At 63.4% G+C, this 14,093-nt stretch carries 15 protein-coding genes; 11 read left to right on the top strand and 4 right to left on the bottom strand.

The genetic code is table 11. The features are described from left to right. Window positions 1-120: 120 nt before the first annotated feature. The 11 genes from T8K17_RS25855 to T8K17_RS25910 all read left to right on the top strand — a co-directional run bounded on the left by T8K17_RS25855 (window position 121) and on the right by T8K17_RS25910 (window position 9,467). Complete coding sequence (locus T8K17_RS25855) at window positions 121-1,581, top strand: multicopper oxidase family protein (protein WP_322335027.1); 1,461 nt, start codon at window positions 121-123, stop codon at window positions 1,579-1,581. Between the two features lie 22 nt (window positions 1,582-1,603). Beyond that, a complete protein-coding gene (locus T8K17_RS25860; protein WP_322335028.1) occupies window positions 1,604-2,050 on the top strand; it encodes a DUF411 domain-containing protein in 447 nt (148 codons plus the stop codon). A gap of 9 nt (window positions 2,051-2,059) precedes the next feature. Further along, entirely contained in the window at window positions 2,060-2,221 is a 162-nt protein-coding gene (locus T8K17_RS25865; protein WP_322335152.1) for a hypothetical protein, read from the top strand. Next, window positions 2,218-2,685 carry a c-type cytochrome gene (locus T8K17_RS25870; RefSeq protein WP_322335029.1) on the top strand — a complete coding sequence of 156 codons (468 nt, stop codon included), beginning with the start codon at window positions 2,218-2,220 and terminating at the stop codon, window positions 2,683-2,685. Before T8K17_RS25865 ends, T8K17_RS25870 begins: the two co-directional genes overlap by 4 nt. Beyond that, window positions 2,682-3,227, top strand: a complete 546-nt coding sequence (locus T8K17_RS25875) for a TlpA disulfide reductase family protein (RefSeq protein ID WP_322335030.1) — start codon at window positions 2,682-2,684, stop codon at window positions 3,225-3,227. Before T8K17_RS25870 ends, T8K17_RS25875 begins: the two co-directional genes overlap by 4 nt. 341 nt (window positions 3,228-3,568) lie before the next feature. After that, window positions 3,569-4,261: an SCO family protein gene (locus T8K17_RS25885; RefSeq protein ID WP_322335032.1), complete on the top strand. Its 693-nt coding sequence runs from the start codon at window positions 3,569-3,571 to the stop codon at window positions 4,259-4,261. A gap of 26 nt (window positions 4,262-4,287) precedes the next feature. Next, complete coding sequence (locus T8K17_RS25890; protein WP_322335033.1) at window positions 4,288-4,767, top strand: hypothetical protein; 480 nt, start codon at window positions 4,288-4,290, stop codon at window positions 4,765-4,767. Continuing rightward, entirely contained in the window at window positions 4,760-5,497 is a 738-nt protein-coding gene (locus tag T8K17_RS25895) for a cytochrome c biogenesis CcdA family protein (protein ID WP_322335034.1), read from the top strand. Before T8K17_RS25890 ends, T8K17_RS25895 begins: the two co-directional genes overlap by 8 nt. Window positions 5,498-5,657: 160 nt before the next feature. Next, window positions 5,658-6,332 (top strand): MerR family transcriptional regulator, encoded by a 675-nt coding sequence (locus tag T8K17_RS25900; protein WP_322335035.1) that lies wholly within the window; start codon window positions 5,658-5,660, stop codon window positions 6,330-6,332. Beyond that, window positions 6,329-7,015 (top strand): hypothetical protein, encoded by a 687-nt coding sequence (locus T8K17_RS25905; protein WP_322335036.1) that lies wholly within the window; start codon window positions 6,329-6,331, stop codon window positions 7,013-7,015. Before T8K17_RS25900 ends, T8K17_RS25905 begins: the two co-directional genes overlap by 4 nt. A gap of 13 nt (window positions 7,016-7,028) precedes the next feature. Next, window positions 7,029-9,467 (top strand): cation-translocating P-type ATPase, encoded by a 2,439-nt coding sequence (locus T8K17_RS25910; protein WP_322335037.1) that lies wholly within the window; start codon window positions 7,029-7,031, stop codon window positions 9,465-9,467. 361 nt (window positions 9,468-9,828) lie between these two features. Here the strand turns inward: T8K17_RS25910 and T8K17_RS25915 are convergent, their stop codons facing one another. The 4 genes from T8K17_RS25915 to T8K17_RS25930 all read right to left on the bottom strand — a co-directional run bounded on the left by T8K17_RS25915 (window position 9,829) and on the right by T8K17_RS25930 (window position 14,089). Continuing rightward, window positions 9,829-11,064, bottom strand: coding sequence for an adenylate/guanylate cyclase domain-containing protein (locus tag T8K17_RS25915; protein WP_322335038.1), 1,236 nt, complete (start codon window positions 11,062-11,064; stop codon window positions 9,829-9,831). 44 nt (window positions 11,065-11,108) lie between these two features. Continuing rightward, window positions 11,109-12,434, bottom strand: a complete 1,326-nt coding sequence (locus tag T8K17_RS25920; RefSeq protein WP_322335039.1) for an APC family permease — start codon at window positions 12,432-12,434, stop codon at window positions 11,109-11,111. Between the two features lie 76 nt (window positions 12,435-12,510). Beyond that, window positions 12,511-13,200 (bottom strand): CBS domain-containing protein, encoded by a 690-nt coding sequence (locus T8K17_RS25925; protein ID WP_322335040.1) that lies wholly within the window; start codon window positions 13,198-13,200, stop codon window positions 12,511-12,513. A 187-nt stretch (window positions 13,201-13,387) separates the two neighbouring features. Further along, a complete protein-coding gene (locus tag T8K17_RS25930; RefSeq protein ID WP_322335041.1) occupies window positions 13,388-14,089 on the bottom strand; it encodes a copper resistance protein B in 702 nt (233 codons plus the stop codon). Between the last annotated feature and the right edge of the window lie 4 nt (window positions 14,090-14,093).

A 14,093-nucleotide genomic window follows, 5' to 3' on the forward strand; every position in this document is an offset into this window, starting at 1 on the left:
CCTTGATCGCTGCGTCGGAACACGATTGCCGGGCGTTCGCGCCGGCTGTCGCGCTGACTCCATGCACGGATTGAGATCCGTGCGGGTGCTGCAATCCCGACATCAGATGAGACCACGACAATGTCCCCCATCCACGACCTGCCGCTGTCACGGCGACGCCTGCTGACGGCGCTTGCCACCGCCACCGGCACCGCGAGCCTGGCGATGCCGGGCTTCATGACAGATCCCGCGGGCGCGGCCACGACGAGAGAAATCTCGCTGCGCGCCGCACCCGGTCGGACACGTCTCGTGCCTGAGCCGCACGGCAAAACGCCGGCCTGGTGCTACAACGGCACCGTTCCCGGTCCGGAAATCCGCGTGCGGCAGGGCGAGCGTCTGCGCGTCACGGTAGAGAACGCCCTGGCCGAGAAGACCACCGTCCACTGGCACGGGCTGCGCGTGCCGAACGCGATGGACGGCGTGCCGCATCTTACCCAGCGGCCGATCGGCGTTGGGGAGACCTTCCATTACGAGTTCGACGCGGTCGATGCCGGGACGTTCTGGTATCACCCGCACCAGCGCAGCTTTGAGCAGGTCGGGCGCGGTCTCTACGGGCCTTTGATCATCGAGGAGGCCGAGCCACTTCGTGTGGACCGCGAGGTGACCTGGGTGCTGGACGACTGGCGGCTGACGCAGTCCGCCGAGATCAGCGAGGATTTCGGCAACCGCCACGATATGAGCCACGGTGGCCGGGTCGGCAATACAGCCACAATAAATGGCCGGGCGCCGGACGAATTCGCGGTGCGGCGCGGCGAGCGGGTTAGGTTGCGGCTCGTCAACGCCGCGAACGCTCGCATTTTCGGTCTCGATTTCCAGGATCACGCGCCCACGGTCATTGCCCTCGACGGCCAGCCGGTCACCCCGCACGAACCGGCAGGCGGTCTTGTCGTTCTCGGACCGGCGATGCGCGCCGATCTTATCCTCGACATGACTGCAGAGCCGGGCAGCCGGGCGCAGGTCATCGACAGATTCTATCAGGACCTCGAATACCGGCTAATCGACCTCGCCTATGACGACGCGCCGCTCAGGGACAGCGCACCCAATTGGTCCGTCGCCCTGCCGGCCAACCCCCTGCCGGAGCCCGATCCCGCAACGGTCCGCCGGCATGAGATCGTTTTCAACGGCGGCATGATGGGCGACATGGTGATGCGCGAGATGGGCGGCAGCATGGGAGAAGGCGGTTCGAGCGGCATGATGGGCATGATGCACGGCGACGGCATCTGGTTCATCAACGGCAAGGCCGCAGAGGGGCACGTCCTCGACCCGATGCTGACGCTCGAACGCGACAGAAGCCACGTGATCGCGATGACCAACGCGACCGCCTGGCATCATCCGATCCATCTGCATGGTCATTCGTTCCGTGTCATTTCGCGCAACGGCGCGCCGACGATACACCGCGAATGGCAGGACACCGTCCTGATGGCGCCGCGCGAGCGGGTCGAGATCACCTTCGTCGCAGACAACCCAGGCGACTGGATGTTCCATTGCCACATTCTCGAACACCAGGCGGGCGGAATGATGGGCGTCATCCGCGTCGCCTGACACGACTTGGAAGGAATAAACCATGCGCAAGTCCATCATCGCCGTTTTGGCCGCCTCTGTATTGGGCGTCGCCGGCTATCTCACGCTCGGCACCGCCGTGCAGGCCGAAGAGGTGACCCTCTACAAGAACCCGCAGTGCGGCTGCTGCGAAGGCTATGCCGACTACCTTCGGGAAAACGGCTTCGACGTCACCGTCGAGCCGACCCACGAACTCGTGCCCATGAGCCGCTCGTCCGGGATTCCAGACGGCTTCCAGGGCTGCCATCTCGCCTTCATCGACGACTATGTGGTCAGCGGCCACGTGCCTGTTGCGACTATTGACCGCCTGCTCGCCGAGCGGCCGGGTATCAAGGGAATCACGCTACCCGGCATGCCGCAGGGCTCGCCCGGCATGAGCGGGGTCAAGACCGGCGCCTTCGAGATCTACGCCATCGGCGACGGCGCCCCGCACCTTTACGCGACCGAGTAAGGAAAAGACATGAACAACGCACCGACCGGTATGGGCATGGGCGGCCAGATGATGGACGCTATGGGCGGAATGATGATGTGGGGCATGGGCCTTGTGTGGCTGCTCGTGATCGTCTTACTCGTCCTCGGAGTCGCAGCTCTTATAAAATACCTCTTCCGAGGCGAACGTTGAAGGCGCGGATCGCTTTCGGCGTTGTGTCGCTGCTCGGCGGAGGCGCTGCGGCCAGCCTGCTCTGGGTCGAACTTGACCGGAACGGTTCGACGGGGCCGTCCGCAGAACGCCTGGAACGCGGACAAGCAATTTACGCAGAGAACTGTGCCTCCTGCCATGGCGCAGAACTGGAAGGTCAGCCGAACTGGCGGCGCCGCCTGCCGACCGGTCGCATGCCGGCACCGCCCCATGATGCATCCGGGCACACGTGGCATCACCCCGACGACGTGCTGTTCCGCATCACCAAGGAAGGGCCTGCCGCTGTTGTCGGCGGCAGCTATGAGAGCGACATGCCGGGCTTCGGCGGCGTGCTCTCCGACGACGAGATTCTCGCTGTCCTGGCCTTCATCGAGAGTACTTGGCCCGAGCGCGAGCGAACGCATCAGGCCGAGATCAGCCGTCGGGAAAAGGAGGGCAATCGATGAAGGTCGCGATTGCACTCGGATTTGTACTCGGGCTCATTTTCCCATCGGTAACGGCAGCGTCCGAACCGACTGCCGTCCCACTCCACGACACGCCGCGGCCTCTCTCTCAAATTTCGTTCACTAACGAACGCGGCGATATGCTCACGCTCGACCGTTGGCAGGGAAAGATCGTCCTTCTGAACGTCTGGGCGACGTGGTGCGGTCCTTGCCGTGAAGAGATGCCAACACTGGACCGGCTCCAGGAGACGCTCGGAGGGGAGCATTTCGATGTCGTGGCGCTGTCGATAGACCGCGCCGGTGCCGGCGTCGTGCGCCGGTTCTTCGACGAGATCGGTATCACCCATCTGGACATCTTCATCGACGAGACGATGAAGGCATCGCGCGATCTGAAGATTCTCGGCCTTCCAGGGACACTTCTCATCGGACCGAATCGCCAGGAGCTCGGTCGGCTGATCGGGCCAGCAGAATGGGACACACCGGCGATGATCGCCTTATTCAAAGCTGTGATCGCCAAATACACCGAAAAGGAACCCAACCAATGATCACAGACCGAAATGCCGCAGAACCTGCCCCACGTCTGCCTTTATCACTCTGGCTGCCTTGGCTATCAAGACGGCGGATTGTCCTTTTTCTGGCCCTCGGGACCGTGGGCGCGGGATTGGCACTCAACTGGGACTGGCTGACTGCCGTGGGTGCCGCACCAATTTTACTCAGCCTTGCGCCTTGTGCCGCGATGTGCGCCCTCGGCCTGTGCATGCGTGGCGGCGGTGCAAGGTCCTGCGCCACCCACGGCAAGGCGGACGCAGCGTCACAATCGCTTCATCGACAAGAGTGACGCGGCCAATAGGTATCACCGGCCGGCCAGATATTCCGGAGAGACAACATGTATTTCGCACGATTTGCCGCATTGGCAATTGCAACGGTCACCTTCGCCGTGCCGGCAATGGCGCATCATCCCGGTGCCGATCTCGACAAGTTCATGGGCAGCAAGGAGCAGTTCTTTCAGGCCATCGACAGCCCGGCACCACCGTTCAAACTGGCCGATGCCGATGGAAATACCGTCCGTCTGTCAGACTTCGCCGACAAGATCGTCGTGCTCAACTTCGTCTTCGCCAGCTGCACCGATGTCTGCCCGCTCCATTCCGCACTAATCGCGGATGTCCAGTCCAAAATCAACGGCACACCAATGGAGGACATGGTCCAATTCATAACCGTGACGACCGATCCTGAAGTCGACACGCCGGACATTCTGCGGCGCTATGGCGAGGCACATGGCCTCGATCCCCGCAACTGGATGTTTCTTACCCGACGCCCCGGCGATCCCGAGGATGCGACGCGCGCTCTATCGGAGACCTATAACGTCAAGTTCGAGCCGCTCGATGACGGGCAGCAGATGCACGGGGTGGCCACCCACGTGATCGACAGAGGCGGGCGGTTCGCAGCAAAATTCCACGGGCTGCGGTTCGAGCCGTTGAACCTCGTGCTTTACATCAACGGGCTCACCAATGCCCCCGACCGCCCCGCGAAGCCGGGGGCGCCTGACTGGTGGGAGAACCTCAAGGGGTTGTTTCAATGACAGGCGCCCATCGGGACATGGACCCTATGCGCGGTGAAGGCGCGGTCGGATGGCTTTCGGCGCTGCGCCGCTATATCACCTTTGTCGCCTTCGCGAACCTGATCTGGGAATTCGCACATATGCCACTCTATACGCTGTGGGAAACAGGGTCGGCAGGGGAGATCATCTTCGCAGCCATCCATTGCACTGGTGGCGATATCCTCATCGCGCTCAGCGTCGTCATGCTGTCCCTGTTCCTTTTCGGCGACGGAGCGTGGCCCACGGAACGCAAGGTTCCTGTATTTGCGGGCACCGTCGTCTTTGGGCTTGCTTATACGATTTTCAGCGAATGGCTGAACATCGAGATACGGGAAGCCTGGGCCTATCGCGAACTGATGCCCGCAATCCCGATTCTGGACGTCGGACTCAGCCCGGTCCTGCAATGGATCATCGTCCCGCTCGCCGGTTTCAGTCTTGCCAGGGCGCTCCCAACGGTGCGTCGAAAGCCAGTGATCGTCGATGCTTGATCTGTCTGGGATCGGCCTGATCGCCGCGTTTCTGGCTGGCGCCGTATCGTTCGTCTCGCCCTGCGTGCTGCCGTTGGTGCCGGGCTACGTCTCCTATGTCGCCGGGCATACGACGAGCACCGTGTACATCGAGCCGTCCGACCATCGACGGCAGGCAATCAGCATGGGCCTCTACTTCGTCGTCGGGTTCTCCACAATCTTCATGGCTCTGGGCGCAAGCGCGACTGCGCTCGGCCAGATGCTGCTGAGCTACCGGTATGAGCTCAATCTCGTGGGCGGTGCGATCGTGATCTTGTTCGGTCTGTTCATGATCGGCATGGCAAAAATCACGGTGATGCAACGAGAGTTCCGGTTCCACCTGTCCGTTCCGGGTGGACGGCCGCTTTCTGCCTATGTCCTCGGCATTGCCTTCGGATTCGGCTGGACGCCCTGTATTGGGCCGATTCTCGGCGCCATCCTGACGGCCAGCGCCGCATCCGCGACCGTCGCGGAAGGCGTCGCCCTGCTCGCCATCTATTCCGCCGGACTGGGTATCCCGTTTCTGTTCGCCGCCGCTTTCACCGACCGCCTCGCAAGGCGCTTGCGCACCATTGGACGCGTCGGCCGCCGGCTCCAACAAATCGCAGGGGGCGTTATGGTCGCGATGGGGATCACCATGATGACCGGTCAGCTCTCGGCATTCTCATACTGGCTGCTCGACGCATTCCCACTGCTTGGGCGTATCGGATAACGCCGCACAAGCCCAACAGAAGGGTGGTGCCCCCACCGGTACATTCCCTGCCATCTAATGCCGCCGTCTGAGGCGCTTTGCCTGCTGCTTTCACGATCGAATCAGACATTGACCCTGCACCATAGTACAGGGTCCAGAATAAGCAATAAGGAGGAAGCACATGGCTACCCCAACGATCGGCAGGGCGGCGAAGGCGGCAGGCGTGCGGATCGCGACGATCCGGTTCTATGAGCGCCGGGGCTTGATTGCGCAGCCACGCAAGCCGGAGAACGGATACCGAACCTATTCGCCAGAGACGGTGGACCGCATTCGGTTCATCCGGCAGGCGCAGGAGATCGGTTTTTCGCTGGCGGAGATCGAAGAGCTTCTGTCGTTGCGCGCCGACCCCAACGCCGACTGCGCCGATGTGCGCGGTCGCGCGATCGAGAAGCGCGCCGAGGTGCAGACCAAGCTCGATCGGCTTTCGCAAATGCGCGAGGCGCTCGACGACTTGATCGCGAGCTGTCCGGGCGGCGGCGACGTCAAGGCCTGCACGATCCTCGACGCCATGCAGCGCGAAGCGAGCGCCGCCGATCCCGAGTCCCCAACGTCCACGTTCGAGAAAGGCAGCCGAGCGATGAAGACCACGATCCTGACCATCGAGGGCATGCACTGCGACGGGTGTGCCCGCACGATTGAGGCGCTGCTCTCGCGCGTCCCGGGCGTGCGCAAGGCCGAAGCCTCGTTCGACGAGCGCCAGGCGCGCGTTTTGCACGACCAGACCTCGTCCTCGGCGGGCGACCTTGCGGCGGCGATTGCCAAGGGCGGCTTCACGGCGGGCGAATCCGACAAATGATCGAGCCGAGCTTCCTTGGCGTGGTCGCGATCCCGGCCGGCCTCGGCCTGATCGGATTTGTCGAGCCCTGCTCGATCGGGTCGAGCCTCGTCTTCGTGAAGTATCTCGAAGGCAAGAGCGCGGCGGCTAAGCTCGCGGAGACCGCCCTGTTCGCGTTCGCGCGCGCGATTTTCATCGGAGTGCTGGGCGTTCTTGCCGCCGTGATCGGCTCGATGTTCCTTGACCTCCAGAAGAGCGGCTGGCTGATGCTGGGCGCCCTCTATGTCGCGCTGGGTCTGCTGCTCGCGACGGGGCGCGCCCGCGCCTTGATGGTCTCGCTGGGACCCAGCCTCAAGCGGCTGAGCGGGCTCGGCGGGTCCGCGAGTCTCGGCCTGCTGTTCGGACTCAATATCCCGGCCTGCGCCGCGCCACTTCTCCTGGCGCTTCTGGCGGGGGCAGCTGCCTCGGGCGCGGCGACCGCCCTGGCGGGCTTCGTCGCCTTGGCCGTCTTCGGCCTGTTCCTGTCACTGCCGCTGGTCGCCGTGGTGTTGATCCCGGCGGCGCGCGGTCTGCTCGACCGTTTCGCCGCACTCTCGGGACGGTATCCGATCGTGGCGGGGCTGGTCCTCATCGCGCTCGGCGCGTGGTCGATCTGGTTCGGTCTGTTCGCCGACATCGATCCGGTGAAGGCCTCCGCCGCATGAAAGGACGCATGCCATGAAGACAACCACTGTCTCCCATAAGGCATCGACGCCGTGGAGCGAGGAGCCTTCCGAGCGCCCGGGCCGCGCGCGCATCGGCGGGCTGCACTGCTCGCTATGCACCGGCACCATCGAAAAAGCGCTCGGCCGGCAGGCGGGCGTCGACAAGGTCGCAGTCAGCCTGACCCACGAGCAGGCGCTGGTCGAATACGATCCGCAGGCGACGACACCGGACGCTCTGCTCGGGACGCTTCGCGACATCGGCTACACGATCCACGACCCGAACAAGCTGCGCCCCTTCGAGGAGGAGGAGCGCGAGCTCGTCACCGAGGGTCGCCGGTTCCTCACCGCGACGGCGTTCAGCTTGCTTTCCATCGCCTTAATCACCGATCCGGCCGGCCCCCTGTCCTTGATCCTGCCGGCGCTGGCGACGGTCAGCCTCGTCGCCTTCGTTTTCCTGGTGCTCCGGGCGCGTGGGCTGTGGCCTGCGAGCGCCGGGGCGGGAAGTCTCGGCGCGGTCACGATTGGTCTGCTCGCCCTCAAGAGCGACGGGACACTTGCCGGCGCCACGCCTTGGATCGTCGGCGGAATCGCCGCCGCCCTCGTCTTCGGCGTCGCCCGGCACATCCTGGTGATGGCATTTCAGGCGCTGCGCCGCGGCATCCTGAACCAGCACGTGCTGCTGGAGGCCGGCGCCTTCGCCGGACTGGCCGGCGGATTCATCGGCCTCGCTCTGGACCGTCCTGGCTATCCGACTGCGCCGTTCTTCGCAGTCGCGGTCATGGTCGCGACCTATCACATCTTCTCCGAGTGGCTGTCGCTGATCGTCAAGACGCGATCCTCGCAAGCGGTCAAGCGTCTGCTCGACCTTCAGCCGGACACCGCCCGCGTTCAGCGCGACGGCCGCGAAACGGAGGTCGCGCTTTCGGAGGTGGCACAAGAGGACGTGGTGCGCGTCCGGCCCGGCGAGCGCTTGCCCGTGGACGGCGAGGTCGTCGAGGGCCGCTCGGCGGTGGACCAGTCGCTGGTCACCGGCGAGCCGATGCCGGTCGAGCGGCAGGAGGGCGACACGGTCATCGGCGGCACCATCAACGGCAACGGCACCCTGCTGATCCGGGTCACGGCCGTCGGCACGGAGAGCTTCTTGCAACGCGTCGCGCGCGAAGTCGAAGATGCCCGTGCCCTCAAGCCCGGCCTGCTGCATCTCGTGGACCGCGTGCTCAGGGTCTACACGCCTGCCGTGCTCACAATTTCGGTCGTCTCTTTCCTCGGTTGGGCGCTTCTGCCGCAAATGTTCGGCTTTACGCCGGACTTACAGCGCGCGGTGTTTGCGGGCCTCAGCGTGCTCGTAATGGGCTATCCATGCGCCGTCGGCATCTCTGCGCCGCTGTCGATCGTGCGCGGGGCAGGGGAGGCGGCTGAGAAGGGCATCCTGATGCGCACCGGCGAGGCGTTCCAGGGCTACCGGCTGGTTCGCCAGATTGCCTTCGACAAGACCGGTACGCTGACCGAGGGGCGCCCGCGCGTCCAGGAGGTCGAGGCGGTGTCGGGGGATACCGATGGGCTTCTCGCCCTCGCCGCAGCCGCCGAAGCGGCATCGGAACATCCTCTGGCTGAAGCCGTGGTTGAGGCAGCCTTCGAGGCGGGCCTGACACCGCCCGACGCCGAGACCTTCGAAGCGACGCCGGGCAAGGGCGTCACAGCACGTATCGACGGCACGACCGTGCTGGTCGGCAACCCACGCTTCATATCGGAGAGCGGTGTCGAGCTCACGTCGATGGAACGACGGATTTGCATACTTGAGGACAAGGGACGCACGGTCATTGTAGTCGTTCGGGACGGCGAGTTCATTGGACTTCTGGCGCTCGGCGACGCACCGCGTGACGATGCGGCCAATACAATCACCCGGCTTCGCGACGCCGGTGTTCGCACCGTGCTCGTCACCGGCGATAACGAGCGAACAGCAGCCCGCGTCGCCAAAGATCTCGGACTCGACGAGGTGCATGCCGGGGTGCTGCCGGGGGAAAAGGCCGAGCTGATCCGAGATCTCCAGAAACGCGGGCGCACGGCGATGGTCGGCGACGGGATCAACGACGCGCCAGCACTGATGCAAGCCGATGTCGGCATCGCCATGGGCTCGGGCACCGACATCGCCATCGACGCCGCCGACATCATCATTCTCAACGACCACATATCGAACGTCGCCGAGGCGCGCGAAATCAGCCGCGAGGGATATCGGAAAATGCTCCAGAATGTCTCGCTCGCCGTCCTGTTCAACGGCATCGGCGTACCGGTCGCCGCGACAGGCCTTCTCTATCCCGTCTGGGCGATGGTCGCCATGGCCGCGAGCGTGACCGCGATCTTTGTCAACTCGCTCTGGGGCCGGCCTAGCCTGTTCTTTGACGCGATCCTCAGCGTCGGACGGCCGTTGCCGGAGCGCGAAGAGCCGGCTTGATGGATGAAAAAACGGTCGGAATTGAAGGCTCCGGCCACCCACGACGGCGCTGCCCCAACTGGCTGGGCGCGGCGATCGGCCTCGGCCTGCTCGCCTGGCGATCACACTGGAGCAGGCCATCCGGGGCTGGATGTGGCGCCAGATCCTGACGCCTGTCGGCGACGGCCGGACATCGCACCTGGAGACTGATTGGAACGTGGGGAGTGCTCCTGACAGACCGTTCGTCGCGTACGGTTGGGTGAGAGAGAACGAGGGATTGGTGGGGCCGGGAGCATAGGATGGGTTAGAAGCTGGAATTGGTCGAGACGGGCGGGGGCATGACGAGGTGGCAGCTCCACCGTCCACTCCTCACAATGGCCGTTCAGCGCATCAGGCCCATCGCTTCTATGGGAGTAGTTCGACCACGAAGCGTGTGCTCGCCGAGTGCAGACCATCTCGCCCCGTCATTCGGTATCCCGGCTTCGTTCAGTAGCGTCCGCGAAGTGACGAGGGGACAATCCGTTTCACGACTGAGCCGCTCCAGCCGCTCGGCCACGTTCACCGTATCTCCGATGACGGTATATTCGAGCAGCCGCCCGCTTCCCAGGACGCCTACAAACACTTCGCCGTAGTGACCGCCGATGCCGATCTCGATTCCCGCTTCACCTGAACTCATTCGCTCCTTTGACCACTCTGCCACCGTCTTCAGGACATCTACGCCGCACTCAACGGCGCCCCTAGCGTCATCAGGACCTGAGATTGGTGCGCCGAAAACAACCATCACCGCATCGCCGATGAACTTGTCAACGGTTCCACCGTGGCGGAAAACGCATTCGGTGACACGCTCCCTGAACTCGGACAACATCGTGCCGAGTTCCTCCGGGGACATGGTCTCGGCCATCGACGTGAAGCCCTTAATATCGACGAACAGGACCGCCACGGGCTGTCTCAGGCCGGATGAAAGGCCATTGAGTTCGTCGCGGCTCAACCTCTCAGCGATCCGCGGGGAAAAGAAGCGGGAAAGACGGGCGCTGCGCGCCGCCTGATCGATAGAACGGAGTAGCAGCCGCCTGGTTCGGTAAACGCCTAGTACCAGGATCGTGCCAGCCGTCGCGACCAGCACCGGTGGCAGGACATCGAATGCGAAGATCTCCCCCATGGGCCGAAGCCCCGTTGCAGCCATGCGTTGCGGCATCGCCATAGGCATACCCGGGAACGGCAGCAACGATGTTACAAGCACCGAAATCAAGAAGAGCGCCACGATGTACGCGATAAGCGCCGGCTGGTAGCGCATCGACGCATGGATCAGGACCACGAACATCAGCGTGGAGGCAGGCACGGAGCCCATCCCCGCACTCAATCCCATCGTGTTTGCCATGATGTGCATGTGGGTCACGATCAGGACCACGTCGAATGTAGCAAACGCGAAGGGCAAGATCGGGTGATACAACCTGCGCCAGGCCAGAACCAGGCTCGCCCCTGTGGCTAAGCCGTACAGACCGATATCGATCACCGCCCCCTGGTGGATCCCACCATCAGTCGCGGACAGTGCAACTGTCGCCACAAGGACCACGAAGATACCGACCCGAACGAATGCCGAGAGTAGGTCGGCTTGCATTTCCGATGCCCGTAGCTCCGGGAGTCGATCTAGTGCGAACCGTTTCATCCGTGCCCCGCATCATGGCCGTTGTCGCCCTCGCCCAGCCATCGGCGGAGATAGATCCGCTGAAAGGCGAAGACACAGACCATGGCGACAACCGCAATGACGACGATGACCGGATCCGACTGCCATTTCATCACCGCGAACGCGCCGAGAACTAAGACGTCCAATAGGATCGCAATGAGCATCACCCAGCCCTGCGCGCCGATCTCGTGCTTCAGCCACCGGTACACGCCAACATGGATCGCGATGTCCATGACCAAGTAGAAAAAAGCGCCGAGTGAGGCGATACGACTGAGGTCGAAAAAAACAGTGAGCACCGCTGCGGCGACCACGGTATAGACCAGGGTATGGTCGCGGATCCCACCAGGCATGCCGAAATGGCTGTGTGGTATCATCTTCATGTCGGTCAGCATGGCGAGCATCCGCGACACCGCGAAGATGCTGGCAAGCAGACCGGACGCGGTCGCCAGAACGGCGAGGGCGACCGTAAAATAGAAGCCGTATAACCCGAGTGTCGGTTGCGCCGCCTCCGCGAGAGCGTAATCCTTTGCAGCGACGATCTCGTCGAGCGAAAGACTGGAGCCGACCGCGAAGGCGACGAGCAGGTAGACGACAACGCAGACAAGGATCGATACGGTGATCGCGCGGCCGACATTGCGATGCGGATCTACCATCTCAGCGCCGCTGTTGGTGATCGTCGTGAAGCCCTTGAACGCCAGAATTGAGAGCGCCATCGACGCCACGAAGCCCGTCAACGGCAGGTCGTCGGCTCTGGCTCGTGGTTCGAAGGAGAAGCCCCCGGCCCAAAGCGCCGCCGCCCCGAAGAACGCGATCCCCCCGATCTTCAAGGCCGCCATGATCAGCGACACGAGGCCGACGGACCGGTTTCCGGAGACGTTAACCAGATAGGCGAAGACAATGAGGCCGACCCCCAGAACCGGCACGAGCGGGCTGTCAGTGCCAATGTCGAAAGGCCGAAGCACATAGGTTCCGAAGGTTCGCGCGACTAGGCTTTCGTTGATGACCATGGACAGCGCCATGAGAACCGCCGCGCCGGCCGCAATCCCGCCAGGGCCGTAGGCTTTCTGGAGGATCATCCCGATGCCACCGGCCGAAGGATACGCGTTCGACATCTTCACGTAGGTGTAAGCGCTGAACCCGGTCACCAGCGCACCGGCAACGAAAGACAGCGGAAACAACGGACCCGCCAGATCTGCGATCTGCCCGGTGAGGGCGAAGATTCCGGCGCCGATCATCACGCCAGTTCCCATCGAGATGCCGTCGATCAGCGTGATGCTGTTCTTCTGGTAAGTGCTGGAGGCCATGTCGTCCCCGGTGTTCTGTATAGGTCCAGGCCGTTCGGGTGTTGCCGCCCGAACGGCTGATACGGTAGCCGGGTGTTCAGAGTCCCCAGGCCCAGGCTGGAACATGCCCCAGTTGCAGGTGGACTTCCGACACGCCCGGGGTTTCTTCGACCGCGACCTTCACCGCACGGCTTTCGTCGTCTGTGTCAGTCACACCCCAGACCGTCACGACCGCGTCCCTAACGGTGACGTTCAGCAGGGATGGGTCTACCCCTGGAGTCGCGCGGATCGCGTTGACGACGGCCACGCGAAGCGCACGGTCGTCGCCACTGGGAGCGGACATCTTCTCTGCTGAAGCCAGCCCGTGCAGGAGATTGGCGCGGCTGACGATTCCCATTACCCGGCCGTCCTCGACCACCGGAACACGCTTGATCCGGCGGGTCTCCAGAGTCTTCGCGATCTCGTGCACCGGCGTCGTTGGCGCAACAGTGACGACATCCCGGGTCATGATGTCCTCGGCCTTTGTGCCATGCACCTTCACGAAATCTGCGGCAGCTGTGCTTGACCCTGTGAATGCCTCAAGCCACCAGGAACCTCTACGGTCACCTTCATTCTGCAGCCGCCTCATCAGGTCGCCTTCGCTGACCAACCCGGCCAAGCGATTGTGGGGGTCAACAACCGGAACTGCACTGATCCGGTTGTTGAGCAGGGTTTGAGCGATTTCTTCGACGGTGGTTCCGGGGGAGACCGTCACCACGCGGTCCGTCATGACATCTATTGCAAGCATGGATCCTCACCTTGCTCATGTGCCCGCTGACACCGGAGAACGAGTAGCCGAACTCGTACCAAGCGGGCGCTAGGACCAGCCGAACCGTGAAGACCAGTGTGTCCGCTCGGTACGGCCGGGGGCGGTGATCGGGCGCCACGACGATGTTGCCCGATCACCGGACTTGGTCGGATGGCGCGTCAGCGGGTCAGAACAGCATCTTCGTGCCGACTACGAAGAACAGGTTGTCCCTCGCCTCGCCCTCCGCCCGGGCGAGATCGGCTGTCTCACCGAACCGGCGCTCGTAATGGGCGCCGATATATGGCGAGACCGCACGGTCCAGAAGATCGTAGCTGAGGCGGGCACCGAGCTCGAGTTTCGGCGCAAAGGCGCCGACCCCAAGTTCCGCGTCGTCCCCCAGCGGGGTATCCAACTCGACGCTTGGCGTCAGTATGATTCGGTTGGTTATAAGCCCCTCGTACTCGGCCTCGATCCGCACGAAGGAGGTCTCTCCGACATAGAGATCGGCATCGATCTCAAACCATTGCGGAGCCAGGCCCTTCACCCCGACCACACCGTAGGCGCGATCCTCGCCGCGAGGCGTATCCAGCCGGACGCCGACCACCGCATCGAAGAAGGTGGAGATCGGCTTCTGAAGACGAAGCTGGTTCTCTAGGGTTTCAAACTGTTTGCCTTCGGTGAGGTACTCCGCCTCGCTGCGCCAGACGACTTTTAGCTCGTCGGTCCCCACCAGGGCGTCGAAATCCCAGGCATAGAGGTCCGACCCGTCGTCGAACCGACGCTCGGCCTGTTCGACCTGCAGGCCGTAGATCAGAGGTTCGGCCGAGGCCGGGACCGTCCAGAGGAGCGCCGGAACCAACGCCGCGGTTACAAGTATATTTCTGCGCATGATG

The organism is Thalassobaculum sp. OXR-137 (genome assembly GCF_034377285.1).
GTDB lineage: Bacteria > Pseudomonadota > Alphaproteobacteria > Thalassobaculales > Thalassobaculaceae > Thalassobaculum.